We start from the raw sequence: 14,784 nt of genomic DNA on the forward strand, positions 1-14,784 counted from the left end.
GGTAGATCAAGCAGCGGCTTTCTTGGCCTTGGCCTCGATGTTACGCGTGATGTACCACTGTTGAGTGATGGACAGGGTGTTGTTCACCACCCAGTACAGCACCAGGCCTGCCGGGAACCACAGGAAGAAGAAGGTGAAGATGATCGGCATCAGCTTCATCACCTTGGCTTGCATCGGGTCCGGAGGTGTAGGGTTCAGACGCTGCTGGATGAACATGGTCGCGCCCATGATGATCGGCAGGATAAAGAACGGATCCTTGATCGACAGGTCGGTTATCCACAGCAGCCAAGGCGCTTGACGCATCTCGACGCTTTCCAGCAATACCCAGTACAGCGACAGGAACACCGGCATCTGGACAAGAATTGGCAAGCATCCACCCAACGGGTTGATCTTCTCTTTCTTGTACAACTCCATCATCGACTGCGAAAGCTTCTGACGGTCATCGCCATGTTGCTCTTTCAGAGCAGCCAGACGCGGCGCTACGGCACGCATGCGCGCCATCGACTTGTAGCTGGCGGCAGACAGAGGGAAGAAAAGCCCTTTGATCAGCATGGTGAGGAAGATGATGGACCAACCCCAGTTACCCACAATGCTGTGGATATGTTGCAGCAGCCAGAAGATTGGCTGGGCAATGAACCACAGAATGCCGTAATCGACCGTCAGTTCCAGACCTGGGGACAACTCTTTCAGAACAGCCTGGCTCTTCGGACCCGCATACAGCGTGGTCGTTGTTTCGGCCTTGGCACCCGGTGCGATCGTCACCGCAGGACCGGTGAAGCCAATAATGTAGTTGCCAGCACTGTCTTTACGGGTGGTCACGGTGTTGCTGTCAGCCTTGTTCGGAATCCATGCGGTCACGAAATAGTGCTGCAACCAGGCCACCCAGCCACCCTGAACGGTGTCTTTTACAGAGCCTTTGTCGATGTCCTTCATTGAAACCTTTTTGTAAGGCTCCGAAGGTGTCCACATCGCCGCACCCAAGTACGTGGCAGTACCGGTCGCAGTGGTCGACGAAGGGTCGGCACTGGCATCGCGCTTCAGCTGAGCGAACAGGTTGCCGTTCCAGGGCTGAGCGCTCTGGTTGTCGATCAAGTAGCTGACGGTCAGGTCGTATAAGCCGCGTTTGAATGTGAAACGCTTGATGTAATTGACGCCGGCATCGCTGAATTTCAGGTCGACGACCAGATCATTCTGACCATCAGCCAGTTGGAAGCTTTTCTGTGTGGCCGAGTAGACCGGACGACCACCCGCGCGTGCGTCAGGGCCGTTTGCACCCGTCAGACCGCTTTGCGCAAGAAAAGTACGCTCGCCACCGTTGTCGAACAGCTGGAATGGAATCTCTGGGTGGTCTTGACGACGAGGATAAAGTGGCAAGCGAAGTTGCACCACATCACCGCCCACCGGGTCGATTTCCAGATTCAACACATCGGTTTTGACCTGAATCAGGTCTTTACTGGCGACAACCGGCGTCTCGACAGGCGCGGCTACTTCACCTGTTGCACTTGGAACGTCTGCATTGGCAGCAGCTGTACCTTGTGGGGTGTCAGGGAGCGCGGATGTGTTGGTGTTGGCGGCAACATTCTGAGTCGGCAAAGCAGCCTGACCATAGTCCTGGTTCCATTTCAGGACACCGACATAGGTCACGATTGCCAGGGCGACGATCAGGATCGTGCGTTTAATATCCATGATTACTCGGCCATCGAAGAGGAACGGGAGGTGGGAGCTGATGGAACCGGGTCGAAACCACCGGGATTCCAAGGATGACAGCGGCCTAAACGGCGTAAGGTCAGCCAGCCGCCGCGTACCAGGCCATGATGTTCAATGGCTTCGTACGCATAGCAGGAGCAACTGGGGTAGAAACGACAGTTTCTGGCCATCAGCGGACTAATGGCGTAGCGGTAAAACTGGATCGAAGCGAGCGCCAGTTTACGCATCTGGACTGTCTACCCCCGCAGTTTCGGTTTTGACTTCTGGAGTGGGTCGGCTGCGCGCCAGACGTTTCCAGAGCTTGCCGAAATGCTGAATCAATTCGGGGTTTTCAATGTCACCCAAGCCTTTACGCGCGACAACTACGATATCCCATCCAGCCAGGTTGTCCTGGTGGAGACGAAACGATTCGCGCATCAGGCGTTTCAAACGATTGCGCTCAACGGAAAGCTTGACGCTCTTCTTACCGATCACCAAACCCAAGCGGGCGTGATCCAGGTCGTTGTTGCGCACAAGGAGCAGGAGATTTTTCCCCGGAACCTTGCCGGCGGGGGAGTCAAAGACTGCCTTGAAATGCCGGGGTGTCAGCAAACGCTTTTCCCGACTGAAGTCCTGACTCACCACCTGTGCCGATTAATCAAACTGCCAGACGCTTACGGCCTTTGGCGCGACGACGCGACAGAACTGCACGGCCGTTTTTGGTAGCCATACGAGCACGGAAACCGTGGGTGCGGGCGCGCTTGATGGTGCTCGGTTGGAAAGTACGTTTCATGGTGTGTTACCTGGTTCGTCCACAACGGGCCGGAATGACCCCGTTTTAAGAGAGCGGGGATTCTAGAGAAAGCAAGCTCGCAGGTCAATTTCCAACCAGCGTTTCGTGCATTTACTTCATGGATGGATTTTCAGCGCCTTGGGCAAGGCTTCTCGGAGAGCGCGAAGGATTAGAGATAGAAATAAAGAAGGAAAGTATTTAAAGCTTCTCTGTAAAGCTTATAAGAGCTAGGGGTCGATGTATCTGTGGATAAGATTCTGAAAGCCAGGTTATGTGTGCTGTACAGAGAAATGAAAGTCTGTCGAAAAACCGTGCTCCGCCTGTGCTGCGCCCTCGGAAAACCTGTGCGCGAAACCCGCATTTATCCACAGGGTGGTTGTCCACAGATTTTCAGTCCACGTTATGCAAAGAGCTCATTTATCGTTATCCACAGGGCTTATGCACAGATACCGGCCCCTCTTTCATAACCATAAGATCTTGATTTTGAGATGCCTGTCAGCCTGCCACATGTGGATAAGTCGGCTGGGGCTGGGTACAATGGGCGCTTGTTTTTGCCTCACCGGCTTTCGAAACTTAGGGGATATCCGTGTCAGTGGAACTTTGGCAGCAGTGCGTGGAGCTTTTGCGCGATGAGCTGCCTGCCCAGCAATTCAACACCTGGATCCGTCCACTACAGGTCGAAGCCGAGGGCGACGAGTTGCGTGTCTATGCGCCTAACCGGTTCGTGCTCGACTGGGTGAATGAAAAATACCTGGGCCGTATGCTCGAACTCTTGGGTGAAAAAGGCCCAGGTATTGCACCTGCGCTTTCTTTATTAATAGGCAGCAAACGGAGTTCAGCGCCTCGTGCCGCGCCGAATGCTCCACTGGCGGCCGCAGCAGCAGCGTCTCAGGCCGCTCAGAACTCGGGTAGCACTGCTGCACCCGTCCAGCAGCCTGTTGCCGAACCCATGTCAGCGCCTTCGCCCGTTGTGCAGGCGATACTGGAGGTGGACGACGAGCCATCACGTGCCAGTTTTGACCCCATGGCAGGCGCGAGTTCTCAGCAGGCGCCTGCCAGGGCCGAGCAGCGTAATGTTCAGGTCGAGGGTGCGTTAAAGCACACGAGCTATCTGAACCGTACGTTTACGTTCGAGAATTTCGTTGAAGGTAAATCCAACCAGCTGGCCCGCGCTGCGGCCTGGCAGGTAGCGGACAATCCCAAGCATGGCTACAACCCGCTCTTCCTTTATGGAGGGGTTGGTCTCGGTAAGACGCACTTGATGCACGCTGTGGGTAACCACCTGCTCAAGAAGAATCCGAATGCCAAAGTCGTATACCTGCACTCTGAGCGTTTCGTGGCTGACATGGTCAAGGCGTTGCAGCTGAACGCGATCAACGAGTTCAAGCGTTTCTATCGCTCGGTCGACGCATTGCTCATCGACGACATTCAGTTTTTTGCCCGTAAGGAGCGTTCGCAGGAAGAGTTTTTCCACACCTTCAACGCACTGTTGGAAGGCGGACAGCAGGTCATTCTCACCAGTGACCGTTATCCCAAAGAGATCGAAGGTCTTGAAGAACGTCTCAAGTCGCGCTTTGGCTGGGGCTTGACCGTGGCCGTCGAGCCACCCGAGCTCGAAACACGCGTCGCGATCCTGATGAAAAAAGCGGATCAGGCGAAGGTCGACCTGCCTCACGATGCCGCATTCTTCATTGCCCAGCGTATCCGCTCAAACGTACGTGAGCTGGAAGGCGCGCTGAAGCGTGTCATCGCTCACTCGCACTTCATGGGCCGTGATATCACCATTGAGCTGATTCGTGAATCGCTCAAGGACCTGCTGGCGTTGCAAGACAAGCTTGTGAGTGTGGATAACATTCAGCGCACCGTCGCTGAGTACTACAAGATCAAGATATCCGACCTGTTGTCTAAACGGCGTTCCAGGTCGGTCGCGCGGCCGCGTCAGGTAGCGATGGCGTTGTCCAAGGAGCTGACGAACCACAGCTTGCCAGAGATTGGCGATGTGTTCGGCGGTCGGGACCACACCACGGTGCTGCACGCCTGCCGCAAGATCAACGAACTTAAAGAATCCGATGCGGACATCCGCGAGGACTACAAGAACCTGCTGCGCACGCTGACTACGTAATGCCAGCGCAGCTTATCAAGGCAAGGGACTAGACCATGCATTTCACCATTCAACGCGAAGCCCTGTTGAAACCCCTGCAACTGGTCGCCGGCGTTGTCGAACGCCGCCAGACCTTGCCGGTTCTGTCTAACGTGTTGTTGGTTGTCGAAGGCCAGCAGTTGTCCCTGACCGGTACCGACCTGGAAGTCGAGCTGGTCGGTCGCGTGCAGTTGGAAGAGCCGGCAGAGCCGGGTGAAATTACTGTGCCTGCGCGCAAGCTGATGGACATCTGCAAGAGCTTGCCCAACGACGCACTGATCGATATTAAGGTCGACGAGCAGAAGCTGGTCGTCAAGGCGGGTCGCAGCCGTTTCACGCTGTCCACTTTGCCGGCGAATGATTTCCCGACAGTCGAGGAAGGTCCAGGCTCGCTGACGTTCAACCTGGTGCAGAGCAAACTCCGCCGCCTGATTGAGCGCACCAGTTTTGCAATGGCTCAACAGGACGTCCGTTACTACCTCAACGGGATGCTGATCGAGGTTCAGTCTGGCGTCTTGCGCGCTGTTGCCACTGACGGGCACCGTTTGGCGATGTGTTCCATGGCCGCAGAAATCGAGCAGGCTGATCGTCATCAAGTGATCGTCCCGCGCAAGGGTATCCTTGAGCTGGCGCGTCTGCTTACCGAGCAGGATGGTCTGGTCAGCATCGTGTTGGGTCAGCATCACATCCGTGCGACGACGGGTGAATTCACGTTCACGTCCAAACTGGTTGACGGCAAATTTCCTGACTATGAGCGCGTTCTGCCCAAAGGCGGCGACAAGTTGGTGGTCGGTGATCGCCAGGCGCTGCGTGAAGCGTTCAGCCGTACGGCGATTCTTTCCAACGAGAAGTACCGTGGTATCCGCCTGCAACTCGCCAGCGGTCAACTCAAGATTCAAGCGAACAACCCTGAGCAGGAAGAAGCAGAGGAAGAGATCAGCGTCGATTACAACGGCGGCTCGCTGGAAATCGGTTTTAACGTGAGTTATCTGCTCGACGTTCTCGGTGTCATGACCACCGAACAAGTGCGCCTCATTCTGTCCGACTCCAATAGCAGTGCACTGGTGCAAGAATCCGGCAACGATGATTCTGCATACGTCGTCATGCCGATGCGCCTGTAACCAGCTGCCACTCGATGTCTCTCAGTCGCGTCTCGGTCACCGGGGTGCGCAATCTGCACCCGGTGACCTTCTCCCCTTCTCCCCGAATCAACATTCTTTATGGTGCCAATGGCAGTGGGAAAACCAGTGTCCTGGAAGCCATACATCTGCTCGGGCTTGCCCGCTCGTTTCGCAGCGCTCGATTGCAGCCAGTCATTCAGTACGAACAACCTGCCTGTACGGTATTCGGTCAGGTTGAACTCGCTGAAGGGGGCCACAGTAATTTGGGCATTTCCCGTGACCGTCAGGGCGAGTTTCAGATTCGTATCGATGGTCAAAACGCCAAAAGCGCTGCCCAGTTAGCGGAGACGCTTCCACTCCAGTTGATCAACCCAGACAGTTTCCGTCTTCTTGAAGGGGCTCCGAAGATCCGTCGGCAGTTCCTCGACTGGGGAGTGTTCCACGTGGAACCTCGTTTCATGGCCACTTGGCAGCGTTTACAGAAGGCGTTGAGGCAGCGGAACTCGTGGCTTCGGCATGGTACACTTGACGGCGCTTCGCAGGCTGCCTGGGACCGTGAGCTGTGTTTAGCCAGCGACGAAATCGATGAGTTTCGGCGGGCCTATATCAAAGCTCTGAAACCCGTCTTCGAGCAAACTTTGAGCGAGTTGGTTCAGCTTGAAGGTTTGACCCTGAGTTACTACCGCGGTTGGGATAAAGAAAAAGACTTGAGCACAGTGCTCGCCTCTTCCCTACACCGCGATCAGCAAATGGGCCACACCCAGGCAGGTCCGCAACGCGCGGATTTGCGGCTCAGGCTAGGTGGCCATAACGCAGCCGATATTCTCTCGCGCGGCCAGCAAAAGCTGGTGGTGTGCGCGTTGCGTATCGCGCAGGGACATCTCGTAAGCCAGGCCCGACGTGGCCAATGTATTTACCTCGTCGACGATCTGCCTTCAGAGCTCGACGAGCATCACCGCAGCGCGTTGTGTCGCTTGCTGGAAGAATTACGCTGCCAGGTTTTTATCACCTGTGTAGATCATGAATTGTTGAGGGAAGGCTGGCAGACGGAAACGCCAGTTGCTTTGTTCCACGTGGAACACGGCAGTATCACCCAGACCCACGACCATCGGGAGTGAATGCATGAGCGAAAATCAAACGTACGACTCGTCCAGCATCAAGGTGCTAAAAGGACTCGATGCCGTGCGCAAGCGTCCCGGTATGTACATCGGCGATACGGACGATGGTAGCGGCCTTCACCACATGGTGTTTGAAGTCGTGGATAACTCTATTGACGAAGCGCTGGCTGGCCATTGCGACGACATTAGCATCATCATCCACCCGGATGAGTCCATTACGGTACGCGACAACGGTCGCGGCATTCCGGTCGATGTGCATAAAGAAGAAGGCGTGTCGGCTGCCGAGGTCATCATGACTGTGCTGCACGCAGGCGGTAAGTTTGATGACAACTCTTACAAGGTATCCGGCGGTCTGCACGGCGTCGGGGTATCGGTCGTTAACGCACTGTCCGAAGTGCTGAATCTCACCGTTCGCCGCAGCGGAAAGATCTGGGAGCAGACCTACGTCCATGGCGTGCCTCAAGAGCCGATGAAAATCGTTGGCGATAGCGATTCGACGGGTACCGAGATCCACTTCAAACCGTCGGCCGAGACTTTCAAGAATATTCACTTCAGCTGGGACATCCTGGCCAAACGGATTCGTGAACTCTCGTTCCTGAACTCCGGCGTTGGTATCGTTTTGAAGGATGAGCGCAGTGGCAAGGAAGAGTTGTTCAAGTACGAAGGTGGTCTGCGTGCCTTTGTTGAATATCTCAATACCAACAAAACGCCAGTCAACCAAGTGTTCCACTTCAACATCCAGCGTGATGATGGTGTGGGCGTCGAGATCGCGTTGCAGTGGAATGACAGCTTCAACGAAAACCTGCTCTGCTTTACCAACAATATTCCCCAGCGTGATGGCGGCACTCACCTCGTGGGCTTCCGTTCCGCACTGACGCGTAACCTGAACAATTACATTGAGCAGGAAGGCCTCGCGAAGAAGCACAAGGTTGCGACCACTGGCGACGACGCACGTGAAGGTCTGACCGCCATCATTTCGGTCAAAGTGCCTGATCCAAAATTCAGTTCGCAAACCAAGGACAAGCTGGTTTCGTCTGAGGTTAAAACGGCTGTGGAACAGGAGATGGGTAAATACTTCTCCGACTTCCTGCTGGAAAACCCGAATGAAGCCAAGGCTGTTGTCGGCAAGATGATCGACGCTGCGCGTGCTCGTGAAGCTGCGCGTAAAGCGCGTGAGATGACCCGCCGCAAAGGCGCGCTGGACATCGCTGGCTTGCCAGGCAAACTCGCTGATTGCCAAGAGAAAGACCCTGCCCTCTCCGAGCTGTACCTCGTGGAAGGTGACTCTGCTGGCGGCTCGGCCAAGCAGGGGCGTAATCGTAAGACTCAGGCAATTTTGCCACTCAAAGGCAAGATTCTGAACGTTGAAAAAGCCCGCTTCGACAAGATGATTTCCTCGCAGGAAGTTGGCACTTTGATCACGGCGTTGGGCTGTGGCATTGGTCGCGAAGAGTACAACATCGACAAGCTGCGTTATCACAACATCATCATCATGACCGATGCCGACGTTGACGGTTCGCACATCCGTACGCTGTTGCTCACTTTCTTCTTCCGCCAACTGCCGGAACTGGTCGAGCGTGGTTATATCTACATCGCTCAGCCGCCTCTCTACAAAGTGAAGAAAGGCAAGCAAGAGCAATACATCAAAGATGACGAGGCCATGGAAGAGTACATGACTCAGTCGGCTCTTGAAGATGCGAGCCTGCACCTGAGTGAATCGGCCCCTGGCATTTCCGGTCCTGCGCTGGAAAAACTGGTCAACGATTTCCGTATGGTGATGAAGACGCTCAAGCGTCTGTCGCGTCTGTATCCGCAGGAACTGACCGAGCACTTCGTCTACCTGCCACCCGTGTCGATGGATCAGCTTTCTGACCATGCCGCCATGCAGGATTGGCTGGCGAAGTTTGATGAGCGCCTGCGTGTCGGTGAAAAGTCTGGCTTGGTCTACAAGGCGAGCTTGCGTGAAGACCGCGAGCGTAATGTCTGGCTGCCAGAAGTCGAGCTGATCTCCCACGGTCTTTCCAACTACGTCACGTTCAACCGCGACTTCTTCGGCAGTAACGATTACAAGACCGTTACAGCCTTAGGCGTGCAGATCAGCACGCTGCTTGAGGAAGGTGCTTACGTACAACGTGGCGAGCGTAAGAAGCCTGTCACCGAGTTCAAGGAAGCCTTGGCTTGGTTGATGGCGGAAAGCACAAAGCGTCACACCATTCAGCGATACAAAGGTCTGGGTGAGATGAACCCGGATCAGCTGTGGGAAACTACGATGGACCCGACCGTCCGCCGTATGCTGAAAGTCACCATCGAAGATGCAATCGCAGCCGACCAGATTTTCAACACGTTGATGGGCGACGCTGTAGAGCCTCGCCGTGACTTCATTGAAGCTAACGCGCTGGCTGTGTCGAATCTCGATTTCTAACGCTGTTGTCGATGGGCACATTCAGTGTCGCAAGTGGGCGTATTGCTGTCGCCATCTAAAGAAAAACCCCGGCCTTGTGTTGGGGTTTTTCTTTGTAGCACCAGCCTTACCAAAATGAGGCACACCATGATCAATGAGACTTAAGCGTTTGCGGTGAACTCTGTCTGTCCTTTTTAGATCATCGATGAATATTCACATTAATGTGAACAACTCTAATTTGCTCTTGGCTCGTGTGCCGGTGGTCGCTGATATACGCCCACTTCATCCGGTGATCGCACGTCGCTCCTAGCTGATTCACCGGTAAATCGAGATCAGCCTTAGCGCGTAGTTTAACAACGATGTCGGCAATACCTGGCTTCTTGACGTATTCGACAACATACCCACGGCGTTGTCGCCCAGTGGAGTAGCGGGAAACCAGTTGTTCGATTGCCTTTGCATGATAGGCAGGCCCTGCGTAGATCTTTGCTTCGGCCAGACGTCGCTCGGATAACTGTATGCTCTCCGATTTTATTGTCAGGTCAACGCGACCGTTGCTGTAACCCTCGCGCACTACAGAAAGGCCCGGCATGCTTAATGCCGCTGCTAAGAATGCGGATAGTTTTTCTTCGTCATCTACCGTCAAGTGGTGTGCCTCAGCCTCCATGCGCTGCACACACTCCTCGAAGTGACGATCCAGAAAGTCATCAAACTCGTTCTCCGTTTTTGCCTGAAATAGCTTCCGCATAACCGGAAACCAGTTGAACAATGTTTTCAGGCTATCACCCATGCATATTTCCCCTAGCATCTTGAAGAGTCCATCGGATTGAGAGATGCTCTGCCCAATCATCCTGCTCTTGGTGTAAAGACGCCATGCGTCTCACTTCATCGAAATCCATCGATAGGTGAGTCGCTGAGGCCCCAAATTGAAGAAACTCGCGACGAAATATACCCACGTCGTTGGTAGACAGCACGTTCAAGATTGGGAACAAAATGTTGCTGACCGACAGTCCACTGAGCTCCTCTATTTCAACCAGATCAGAAAGACTCAAACCGTCAGAACGGTCCTTTAAACGCTCAAAAAGTGAATCAACCGCTCGCGACCAGATGTTTGCAAGACCGAACCTTTCCCGAATCACCTTTAGGGCACGCGACCTAATTTGGCCAACACTAAGCGCTCCATCGGCATTTTGGGATTGATAAGTCACATCGAAAACCGTGTCCGTCAGCCAGCGTTTGAAGTTTGGGTTGTCGCTGAATTGCTTGAATAGCTCAGTGTGGTCAGACAGCAGTTCCAATACGACGCGATTGAGCGCTTTGTCGTGTTCCAACCTAGCGTTTTGTTTGTCGGAGTTTGCCTGTGCGTTCTTGTAGGCCTTGTCCTGGGCCACCCGCACGGGGATATCCTCGGTGATGACCTTGCGGATTTTATCCTCGTCTTTCCACCCGATTTTTCCGAACAAATCGTTGAAGGTTTTTATGATATTCGAGAGTCTATCAATTTCGGGCTCATCCTTGCCGCCGCCACCGCTTGGAGGAACGGGATCAACCGTTGCATCGGTGTCGTCCATCGCCATCTTGAGAGCCGCTTGGGCTTCTACTCGATAGCTATCCATGTCGACCGATTCCAGTACGCCTTTGGAGAGATCTTCCTCCTTGGGTGCGGGCAACTTCGGAATGAGGAAGTTCAGGAAAATGGACAGCCTCTCCCACGCGGGGTGGCCGTAGTTCAGGATCGCAGCAAGGAAGCCGTAACTACGCACAAATGCCTTGGCTTCGCCCTTGAATTTCACCTGTCCGGCTTCGGCCAGGTTCTCCTGGTACTCCTCCACGCAAGCGTCGAGAATTGGGTCGAGCTTGTCCCGATCTCCGCCGCCAAGGTAGAGCGCTACCAAGTCCTCCACCTGTTGCCAGCTATACACCTGCTGCCCGTCAAGTTCGGCTTTCAGGTCGTGCAGCTTGTTGGCGTCGGTTTCCCCTGTCTGAATCGTGGCGCGGTAGTAATCCTGGAATGCCGCCTTTACTGCCTCAGCGTTGTCAGCGAAGTCGAGCACGAAGGTGTCGTGTTTTTGCGGATGCGCTCTGTTGAGACGTGACAGTGTCTGTACTGCCAGCACGCCTGCCAAGGGCTTGTCCACGTACATCGTGTGCAATAGGGGCTCATCAAAGCCAGTGACGAACTTGTTCGCGACAATCAGGAAGCGATACGGGTCTTGCTTGAGATTGACTGGGATATCCTTGCTTGGGAAGGCGTTCAGGTCTGCCTCGGTCTTTTTCTCGCCGCCGATCTCGAAGTCACCCGAGTACGCCACGATGGCCTTGTAAGGGCTCTTGATCTGAGCGAGATAGTCCGACACCTCGCGGAAGTAGTCGATGGCCCGAGCGATGCCGTTGCACACAATCATCGCTCGCGCCTTGCCGCCAATCTTCTGCTTACCCACCACCTGCGCGACGAAGTGATCGACCATGATCTCTGCTTTGAGGCGGATGGCCTTGTCGTGAGACTCGACGTAGTGACGGATCTTCTTCAGCGCCTTCACCTTGTCGAATTCGGGATCGTCTGCGACTGTCTTGGCAACCTGGTAGAAGCTGTCGTAGCTGGTGTAGTTCTCTACTACGTCCAGAATGAACTTCTCTTGGATCGCCTGCTTGGTGGTGTAGGTCAGCTCCTCCGGTGATCGAAACTGCACTTTGTCGCCTACAACGATTTTCTCACCGAACAACTCCAGCGTCTTGTTCTTGGGCGTGGCAGTGAAAGCAAAGTAGCTGGCGTTAGATAGCAGTTTCCGCGACTGGATGCGCTTCTCGATCTCCGCGTTCACCGCATCTTGGGTGGCATCCTCTTCAAATTCTTCCTCTTCGGTTTTTCCGCCCAGTGCCTCGTGCATCCGCGCAGTGGTTTTGCCACCTTGACTGGAGTGCGCCTCGTCGATTAGTAGAGCGAACTTTTTGCCAGAGAGATCACCTAGTTCATCGAGAATGAATGGGAATTTCTGAACCGTGGTGACGATAATCTTCTTGCCCCGGCGCAGGTATTCGCGCAGTTCCTGCGCGTTGTCGGAGTGGCCGAAGATGGATGCTACATGGTCATACCCTTTGATGGTGCGGGCTATCTGCGTATCCAATGCGCGCCGGTCGGTGATTACTATGATTGAGTCGAATTGCTCTGTGAGTGGATCTGCTGCGGTACGCAGTTCCACCAACTGGTGCGCCAGCCAGGCAATCGTGTTGCTCTTGCCGCTGCCCGCCGAATGCTGGATTAGATAACGTTTGCCCACCCCATCGGCGTGGGCACGGTGCAAAAGGGCGCGTACAGTGCGAAGTTGATGAAAGCGTGGGAATATCTGTTTGCGCTTTTTGCGTTTCTTGCCGGTGGCATCTGCCTCTTCTTCCTCCACCACCTGAGCGAAGCTCTCGATGATGTTTGCTAGCGACTCGCGGGTCAAAACCGACTTCCACAAATAGTCAGTCTTTAGGCCATTCGGGTTGGGCGGATTGCCCGCGCCGCTGTTCCAGCCTTGGTTGAATGGCAAAAACCACGATGGCTTACCCTTAAATTCGGCGCAGAATGCTGCCTCTGCATCGTCGACCGCGATGTGGGCCATGCAGCGTCCCAACTGGAACAGCAGTTCCTGGGGGCTGCGCGTGGTCTGGTACTGGACGATAGCGTCGGCCAGGGTCTGTTTTGTCAGCGAGTTCTTCAACTCGAAGGTCAGCACCGGTAAGCCGTTAATGAAGATCACCATGTCCAGCTCGTTACCGGAATCGTTGCTGTAACGCACCTGCCGGGTGACGCTGAAGATGTTGTTGGCGAAAGCCATCGCTGACGTCGCGTTGCCAGGAGTGGGCAACAGCTTGTAAAGGTCGACATGAACCGGTCCGTGGCTCACGCCTTTGCGCAACACATCGACCACGCCGCGCTTGGTGATCTCACCTTGCAAGCGGTGTAGGAACTGGGTGCGCTTAATGCCCTCGGATGCCAGTTCCAGTTTTTCTACTACCCTAGGCTGGGTGGCCTGAAAAAAAGCAAGTAACTGCACTACGTCCAGTGCGACATCGCGGTTGTAGTCTGTGGGCTTTCCCTGCACGTAACCGTTATCGGTGGCGGCGAAGTCCGTGGCGGCCAGTTCATGGCTGTACTCCGGCTGCGGAGCGCCCGTCAGCCCGCGCACGATACGCGCCTCAAACCAACGCTCGCTGGTGTCAGTCTTCGCCATTCCCGACCTCCTCTCCGGTTATATCATCCTGGTCATCACCTAGCGCAGCCAACTCCTCATCGTTCACGGCGTCATCCGTGCTGGGCAGCCATCCGCGTACATCCACCTGTCCGGTGACGACATCGCTAATCAAGCGGTCGCGATATTCGCGGATTAGGTCGATCTCATCTTTTGCGCGGGCGATGGTTTCGGCCAAGTCTCTAGTTTCGCGGGCGATGTACGACAGGATCTCTTCTTGCTCATCAAGAGAGGGAAAGGGTAGTCGAACATTGCCGATAAACGTCCAGTCCGCGCGAGGCATCTTCGCACCGTCCGTGGAACTGTTGATGAGGTTGATGACGCGCTTGCAGCGCAATAGCTGCTCAAGATAGACAGGAAGCATGAGTTCCCTGCGAGACCTAAGCACGAGGAACTCACTTACACAGACTCCCGCGCGATTGGCTCGTGTCACTTTTGCCAAGTAAGGTCGGAGCTTGCCGAAAAGTACATCATCCATTACGAACCGCTTCACCGTGCTCGCAAATTCAACTTCCCCCTCCAGCGGTCGCGCTATGCCGGTCCAGCTTTCAACGTGCTCAAGCGCCAGATAGATTTCACCGTTGGATTTAGTACTGGTCTGGTTCGTGACGTTGCTGGCGAGAAACTTCAAACGTCGCAGTTTCCAATGTTCAGGCATGTCGCCCAGCCACTCGACGCCGGAAGGCGTGAGCTTCACCGATGCATCGAGACCGCGTGTGACGGCTTGATCGATGATGCGCAGTTTCTGCTCGGTAAGCACTGCGATGAGGTCACGCTTGGCCTTGATGAGCCGTGCGACGTGCGCGTCCTGAGCGCGAAGATAGGCAATAATCTGGTCTTGCTCGGGGCGCGGAGGCACGACCGATGGCATTTGTTTGAAGGACTCCCAATACAGACGATTACGGTCTGCCACGATGCCACGGGAGAACTTGTTGACCTCCTGCATGTAAGCTGCTGTGCGAAACAAATAGCTGAAGTAGTGGCTGTTAGCTTCTGGGTAAGGCTCTACCACCACATATGCAGGACTGACCAGTCCATCGACTGGTGCGGGGCCAACCGCACCTTGCCACATGCGCATCATGTTATAGGCAAGGTCATCCTTAACCGCCCGTTTGTACTTTTCCTTCTGACTCATAACCTGCTTGCGCTTCAAGTTTTCCATGTCCCGCACGCGTACGCCGGTACGTAGGGAAACCTCCAGAATGGGAAGGTCTGGAAAACCCGTTTCCACGCGATGGCCGAACAGACGACCGTTTCGCAACACCCGCCAGTCTTCTGGCACTTTCGGCACCC

11 protein-coding genes are annotated in these 14,784 nt (G+C 54.8%); 4 read left to right on the forward strand and 7 right to left on the reverse strand.

Annotated features, from left to right (window positions below; translation table 11 throughout):
• Positions 1–6: 6 nt before the first annotated feature.
• Genes yidC through rpmH form a run of 4 tightly spaced genes read right to left on the reverse strand, consistent with a single transcriptional unit; the run spans position 7 to position 2,479 of the window.
• Complete coding sequence (yidC, locus tag ACWKWE_RS23250) at positions 7–1,686, reverse strand: membrane protein insertase YidC (RefSeq protein WP_166593936.1); 1,680 nt, start codon at positions 1,684–1,686, stop codon at positions 7–9.
• Between the two features lie 2 nt (positions 1,687–1,688).
• Entirely contained in the window at positions 1,689–1,934 is a 246-nt protein-coding gene (yidD, locus tag ACWKWE_RS23255; protein ID WP_166593935.1) for a membrane protein insertion efficiency factor YidD, read from the reverse strand.
• Complete coding sequence (rnpA, locus tag ACWKWE_RS23260) at positions 1,927–2,328, reverse strand: ribonuclease P protein component (protein ID WP_166593934.1); 402 nt, start codon at positions 2,326–2,328, stop codon at positions 1,927–1,929. The genes yidD and rnpA overlap by 8 nt, the downstream gene beginning before the upstream one ends.
• Positions 2,329–2,344: 16 nt before the next feature.
• Positions 2,345–2,479, reverse strand: a complete 135-nt coding sequence (rpmH, locus tag ACWKWE_RS23265; protein ID WP_002551315.1) for a 50S ribosomal protein L34 — start codon at positions 2,477–2,479, stop codon at positions 2,345–2,347.
• Positions 2,480–3,065: 586 nt separating this feature from the next.
• Between rpmH and dnaA the strand changes: the two genes are divergently transcribed.
• From dnaA to gyrB, 4 genes are read left to right on the forward strand one after another with little or no spacing between them, the layout of a single operon-like run.
• Complete coding sequence (gene dnaA / locus ACWKWE_RS23270) at positions 3,066–4,601, forward strand: chromosomal replication initiator protein DnaA (protein WP_483851821.1); 1,536 nt, start codon at positions 3,066–3,068, stop codon at positions 4,599–4,601.
• A gap of 35 nt (positions 4,602–4,636) precedes the next feature.
• The gene (gene dnaN / locus ACWKWE_RS23275) at positions 4,637–5,740 is read left to right on the forward strand and encodes a DNA polymerase III subunit beta (RefSeq protein ID WP_166593932.1); all 1,104 of its coding nucleotides are present in this window, start codon (positions 4,637–4,639) and stop codon (positions 5,738–5,740) included.
• Positions 5,741–5,754: 14 nt separating this feature from the next.
• The gene (gene recF / locus ACWKWE_RS23280; protein ID WP_341961078.1) at positions 5,755–6,858 is read left to right on the forward strand and encodes a DNA replication/repair protein RecF; all 1,104 of its coding nucleotides are present in this window, start codon (positions 5,755–5,757) and stop codon (positions 6,856–6,858) included.
• Positions 6,859–6,862: 4 nt separating this feature from the next.
• The gene (gene gyrB / locus ACWKWE_RS23285; RefSeq protein ID WP_483851906.1) at positions 6,863–9,280 is read left to right on the forward strand and encodes a DNA topoisomerase (ATP-hydrolyzing) subunit B; all 2,418 of its coding nucleotides are present in this window, start codon (positions 6,863–6,865) and stop codon (positions 9,278–9,280) included.
• Positions 9,281–9,458: 178 nt separating this feature from the next.
• Here the strand turns inward: gyrB and ACWKWE_RS23290 are convergent, their stop codons facing one another.
• From ACWKWE_RS23290 to ACWKWE_RS23300, 3 genes are read right to left on the reverse strand one after another with little or no spacing between them, the layout of a single operon-like run.
• Complete coding sequence (locus ACWKWE_RS23290) at positions 9,459–10,046, reverse strand: hypothetical protein (RefSeq protein WP_483851822.1); 588 nt, start codon at positions 10,044–10,046, stop codon at positions 9,459–9,461.
• On the reverse strand, positions 10,039–13,473 hold the full coding sequence (locus ACWKWE_RS23295; RefSeq protein WP_483851823.1) for a type I restriction endonuclease subunit R: 3,435 nt from the start codon (positions 13,471–13,473) through the stop codon (positions 10,039–10,041). The genes ACWKWE_RS23290 and ACWKWE_RS23295 overlap by 8 nt, the downstream gene beginning before the upstream one ends.
• Positions 13,460–14,755, reverse strand: coding sequence for a restriction endonuclease subunit S (locus tag ACWKWE_RS23300; protein ID WP_483851907.1), 1,296 nt, complete (start codon positions 14,753–14,755; stop codon positions 13,460–13,462). Before ACWKWE_RS23300 ends, ACWKWE_RS23295 begins: the two co-directional genes overlap by 14 nt.
• Positions 14,756–14,784 lie beyond the last annotated feature (29 nt).

The organism is Pseudomonas salicis (assembly GCF_057128705.1).